The sequence below is a fragment of the Pseudomonas sp. 05N434 genome (assembly GCF_056396965.1).
On record NZ_JBFTMK010000452.1, the window covers coordinates 1 to 4,947 of the forward strand.

Consider the following 4,947-nt stretch of genomic DNA (forward strand, 5'->3'; position numbering starts at 1 on the left):
TCATGGGCATTGTAGGAAGCGATCAGACCACAAAGAGGAATCCGCGCCTTGGGGTTGAGCAGCGGCAACACCGCATCGAACACCTTGCCACCGACGTTTTCAAAGTAGATGTCGACGCCTTTGAAGCAGGCCAGCGCCAATTCGTCGGCGAAGTCCGGGCGCTTGTGGTCGATGCAGGCATCGAAGCCCAACTCCTCGACCACGTAGCGACATTTTTCAGCACCACCGGCCACGCCGACCACCCGCAGGCCTTTGAGCTTCGCCACCTGGCCGACCACCGAACCCACCGCGCCGGAAGCGGCCGCCACTACCAGGGTTTCGCCCTCTTTGGGTTGGCCAATGTCCATCAGCCCCATGTAGGCGGTCATGCCGGGCATGCCCAACACCCCCAGCGCCATCGATGGACTTGGCAGCCCGGACGGGAGCGGAATGATGTTGCGCCCGTCGCTGATGCTGTGGCTCTGCCATCCCGTGGCGCCGACCACCAGATCGCCCTCCTGGAATTTCGGATTCAGCGAACGCTCGACACGACTGACAGCCCCACCGGTCATTACTTCGCCGATTTCTACCGGTGCCGCGTAGGACGGCGCGTCACTCATACGACCGCGCATGTAGGGATCCAGCGACAGATACAGCGTCTTGAGCAGCACCTGACCGTCGGCCAGATCCGGCAACGCTACCCGTTCCAGGCGGAAATTCTCCGGTGTCGGCGCTCCCACCGGGCGAGACACCAGGACGATTCGTTGGTTGAGGGTCAATGCTTGTGGCATGTGAGCGTCTCCTTGATCGATGAATTTCGGCGGTATAGGGAGCAGACCGTTGTGGGGATGGCGCGTTCGATGTTTCTACTTTTCACTGTGGCGAGGGAGCTTGCTCCCGCTGGGGCGCGTAGCGGCCCCACTCTCTACCTGAAAAGAGGGGGACGCATGCCAGCGGTCATGCTGCCCATTTTTTCCTGGCTGTTGGCTTCGATCTTGCGCACAGCATCGTTGACGGCGGCGGCGAATACAGCCTCCAGCATCTCTTTGTCGTCTTCGCTCAGGCCTTCGACCAGGCTTGGGTCGATGGTCACGCGCTTGACGTCGTGACGACCGGTCATTACCACGGTGACCATATCGCCACCGGCCTTACCGGTGACTTCGGCGTTGGCCAGCTCTTCCTGCATCTTGGCCATTTTTTCCTGCATCTGCTGCGCCTGCTTCATCAGGCCGGCCATGCCACCTTTCATCATGGGAATCACCTCAAAAGTACTTGGATAAAAACAGCGCCCGGCGAGTGCGGCCAAGCGCCTTCAGTTATTAGCCCTGACTGACCAGGGCTTCGACAGGTTCAATAGTATCGTGACGGACCACCGCCCCGAACTGCTGCATCATTTGCTGGATGAACGGATCGCCATGGATCGACTCCTCGGCCTCGCGCTGACGGTCGGCACGACGCCGGGACGCTGCCTGGGCCGGGGTTTCCTGCTCAGGCTTGATCAGCTCGATGCTCAGGGTCAGCGTGCGCCCGTGGTGCTGGTTCAGCGCATCGTTGAGGCGACGTTGTTGCGTCGCGTTGAACAGGGCGCTGTGAGCCGGGTCCAGATGCAACAGCCAATTGTCGCCATCGACGGCGATCAGCGTGCAGTTGGCGGCGATGCTGCCGGTCATGCCGGACACCGGCAATTTCGGGAACAACTCCAGCCATTGCAGGGCCAGGCCGGTGGCCGGCATCGCGGCCGGTTCAGGCTCGGGCTGCGCCGCAGGTTCGGCGGTGTGCTCACTGGCCAGATCGTCGAGGTAGCTGTAGGCCGAATCCATGTCCGGCTCGATGTAATCCTCGTCCAGCGGCGGCTCGTCATCCAGGTCGATGCCTGGCGTGGCGGCATCGACTTCGGCCACGGACGGTTCCGGAATCGGCGCAGCGGCCCACTCAGGCGCATCCGGCACCACGCTGTCCGGCGTCGGCATGGGCATCGGTGGTAATTCGGGTTGTTCGCCGGCCGTCTCCAGCATTGGCTCGACGGCGGGCTGCTGGACAACCTCGGGCTCTACCGGATCGTTCCAGGGCAGATCGACGACTTCTTCGACCGCTACAGGCTCGACCACGGGCTCGGGCTCAGGCACCRCCACCAGCGCAACAGGTTCAGGCGCAACGGCCGGGACAGGCGCGGGTGCTGGTGCAACCACGGGCGCCACCGGAACCGGTACCACGGCCGCAGCGACTACCGGCGCAACAATCGGCGCGGCAGCCACTGAGTTTGCGGAATCAACTGTGGCCTGGCTGATCCCCACTGGCTTTAGCGGTTGCCTCGGAGCGTCCTCGGTGTCTGCTGGCCGGAATGCGAGCATTCGCAGCAGGACCATTTCGAAGCCGCCGCGCGGATCCGGTGCCAGCGGCAAATCCCGGCGACCGATCAGGCCCATCTGGTAATAGAACTGCACATCTTCGGCCGGCAGTGCCTGGGCCAGTGCCAATACGCGATCACGGTCGCCATGGCCGTTGTCGACACCTTCAGGCAGGGCCTGGGCGATGGCAACACGGTGCAACACGTTGAGAATTTCCGAGAGCACGCCGTTCCAGTCCGGGCCTTGCTCGGCCAGATGGCGCACGGCTTCGAGCAACGCCTTGGCGTCGCCTTCGATCAGCGCATGCAGGACGTCGTAGACCTGGCCGTGATCGAGGGTGCCGAGCATCGCCCGCACGTCGGCGGCCAAAACCTTGCCTTCACCGAAGGCGATGGCCTGGTCGGTCAGGCTCATGGCATCGCGCATCGAACCGTCGGCGGCGCGACCCAGCAACCACAGCGCATCGTCTTCGAACGGCACGTTCTCGACGCTCAGCACATGGCTCAGATGCTCGACCACCCGCTCAGGGGTCATGTTCTTCAGGGAGAACTGCAGGCACCGCGAGAGAATCGTTGCAGGAAGTTTCTGCGGATCGGTGGTAGCCAGGATGAACTTGACGTAGGGAGGCGGCTCTTCGAGGGTTTTCAACAGCGCATTGAAGGAATGGCTGGAAAGCATGTGCACTTCGTCGATCAGGTAGACCTTGAAGCGCCCGCGGCTCGGCGCGTACTGCACGTTGTCGAGCAGCTCGCGGGTGTCTTCGACCTTGGTCCGGCTCGCGGCGTCGATCTCGATCAGGTCGACGAAGCGGCCTTCATCGATTTCGCGGCACACCGAGCACTCGCCACAGGGCGTCGAAGTGATACCTGTTTCACAATTCAGGCATTTGGCGATGATCCGCGCGATGGTGGTCTTGCCGACCCCGCGGGTACCGGTAAACAGGTAGGCGTGGTGCAGCCGCTGGCTGTCCAAGGCATTGATCAGAGCCTTGAGCACATGGGTCTGGCCGACCATTTCGCGGAACGAGCGCGGACGCCATTTACGTGCAAGAACCTGATAACTCATCGAAAACCGTCGCAGCGAAGGAAGCAGAAGCGGCTAATGCTAGCGGAGCAAGGCCAAAATTGCATCCGGTGCGCTCGTCTATTCTGGCTAAGCTGCACTTTGAGGAGCTTTTATCAGCTCAGGCTTGAGCCGTACCGGAGCATTTATGCACTTTGCCTTGGGGGCACTGCTATTCGTCAGCCTGAGCGTCGCGGCCGCCGAAGTGCCGTTGCGCTTTGTCGTGCCGGACAGCTGGGCCATGCCCTTGGTGCAAATCGAGCGCGACCGGCCGACCCAGGGCATTCTGCACGACATCATGCTTAGCCTGGCGACCCAGGTCGGCGCGCCGGCGCAATTTCACGTGTTGCCTCGGCCGCGAGTACAGAACGCCATGGAGCACGGCGAAGCCGATGTGCGCTGTTTCGTCTCACAAGACTGGTTGTCGACCCCGTCCGGCGACTATATCTGGAGCGTTCCGCTGCTGGTTCAGCGCGACATGCTGATTGGCCGGCAAGGCCCACCCGACTCTGTCAATCCAGCGGACCTGCCACGACAGTCGATCGGCACCGTGCTCGGCTATAGCTACCCGACCCTGCAACCGCTGTTCGACGCCGACCGGCTGCACCGCGAGGACGCACGCAATCAGGAACAGGTGCTGGAAAAACTGCTGGCTGGACGCTATCGCTACGCGGTGAGCAACCAATGGACCCTGGACTGGTTCAACCAGCGCCTGCTGCCCGACCAGCAACTGAAAAGTGTCGCGCTGGTGCAGGAACAGCCTATCAGTTGTTACATGCGCAATGACCCCAAAGTGCCAGTACAACGCATTTTGCGTACGTTGCAGCAAATGAAAACGTCGGGGGAGATCAATGACATCATCCGACTCTATACCGGTAACCCGACCCCGTAGCAGCTGCCGAAGGCTGCCATATAGAGCGAGTCAGGCTATTTGATCGAGTGCCTGCCATTGCGACGGGGCGACAAACCCCGCCACCCAGGCCGGCACCTCGGCGGGCGGCATCGGGCGGGCGATGAAATAGCCTTGAGCGACTTCGCACCCCAGTCGCAACAACAGCTCACCGTGCTCAAGGCTTTCCAGCCCCTCGGCAATCACCTGCCGGCCGAATGCCCGGGCCAGGCCAATCACCGCCGTGGTCAGGGCCAGGTCATCCCGGTCATTCAGAATGTCACGCACAAATGACTTGTCGATCTTGATAGTCTGGGTGCGTAAACGCTTGAGATAACTCAGGGACGAATAACCGGTGCCGAAATCACCCAGGGAAAACTGCACCCCCAACGCCTGACAGGCCTGCAAACAGGCGCTGACATGCTGGATATTCTCGATCGCCACCGACTCGACGATTTCCAGGTCGAGCATCCGCGGGGCAACCTGAGCATGCCGAGCGAGTACCTGTCTGAGCCGGTCGACGAAATCCGCGCGCTGAAAATGTCGCGCCGCGATGTTGATACTGATCGGCCAGCCCTGCCCCGCTTGCTGCCAGCGGTGCAMCTGCGCCAGCACCTGGTCCATCACCCATTCGCCGATATCGATGATCAGGTCGGTATCCTCTACCAG

Annotated in this window: 5 protein-coding genes and 1 pseudogene; 1 reads left to right on the forward strand and 5 read right to left on the reverse strand. The window is 61.8% G+C overall.

The window, feature by feature from the left end:
• The 4 genes and pseudogenes from AC1DLB_RS23100 to dnaX all read right to left on the reverse strand — a co-directional run.
• The coding region (locus AC1DLB_RS23100) for an NADP-dependent oxidoreductase (RefSeq protein ID WP_477785704.1) at positions 1-731 on the reverse strand (731 nt) is incomplete at its 3' end.
• Positions 706-795, reverse strand: a pseudogene (locus AC1DLB_RS23105) (hypothetical protein); the annotation flags it as partial. The gene AC1DLB_RS23100 and the pseudogene AC1DLB_RS23105, both read right to left, overlap by 26 nt.
• Positions 796-904: 109 nt before the next feature.
• Entirely contained in the window at positions 905-1,231 is a 327-nt protein-coding gene (locus tag AC1DLB_RS23110; protein WP_477785701.1) for a YbaB/EbfC family nucleoid-associated protein, read from the reverse strand.
• 67 nt (positions 1,232-1,298) lie between these two features.
• Positions 1,299-3,392 (reverse strand): DNA polymerase III subunit gamma/tau, encoded by a 2,094-nt coding sequence (dnaX, locus tag AC1DLB_RS23115; RefSeq protein ID WP_477785702.1) that lies wholly within the window; start codon positions 3,390-3,392, stop codon positions 1,299-1,301.
• Between the two features lie 145 nt (positions 3,393-3,537).
• On the opposite strand from dnaX, the gene AC1DLB_RS23120 reads away from it, so the two are divergent.
• The gene (locus AC1DLB_RS23120) at positions 3,538-4,281 is read left to right on the forward strand and encodes a substrate-binding periplasmic protein (protein ID WP_018925288.1); all 744 of its coding nucleotides are present in this window, start codon (positions 3,538-3,540) and stop codon (positions 4,279-4,281) included.
• Between the two features lie 30 nt (positions 4,282-4,311).
• Here AC1DLB_RS23120 and AC1DLB_RS23125 read toward each other — a convergent pair.
• Positions 4,312-4,947: EAL domain-containing protein (locus tag AC1DLB_RS23125; protein WP_477785703.1), on the reverse strand; the 636-nt coding region annotated here is incomplete at its 5' end.